Source organism: Deinococcus alpinitundrae, from assembly GCF_009982895.1.
Classification (GTDB): Bacteria; Deinococcota; Deinococci; order Deinococcales; family Deinococcaceae; genus Deinococcus; species Deinococcus alpinitundrae.
The window spans coordinates 1-211 of the sequence record NZ_WXZL01000401.1 but is presented as its reverse complement, the minus strand read 5'-3'; the positions used below and the strand labels follow the sequence as shown (position 1 = coordinate 211).

Annotated in this window: 1 pseudogene; it reads right to left on the bottom strand. The window is 59.2% G+C overall.

Features of this window, described 5'->3' with window-relative positions:
• Nucleotides 1-186 (bottom strand): annotated as a pseudogene (locus GUI70_RS24915) (transposase); the annotation flags it as partial.
• Nucleotides 187-211 lie beyond the last annotated feature (25 nt).

The following is a 211-nucleotide window of genomic DNA, read 5'->3' as shown; positions in this document are numbered from 1 at the left end:
CAAGGTGTGCATCCAGTCGCCTAACCCTTCGAAGCGACCTTCCTTCGCGATCGAGGTCAGATCAACAATGAGTTCAAGCCGCGGTGGCCGTCCAACACAGCGTTTTCGGTACGCCTTCAGTTGGGATTGCGCATGGTGGCGCATGACCCGAATCATGGCCGTCAGGCTCCAGGGCGCATGATTCAAGAAGCGGCTCAGGGCCGTGGGCGAT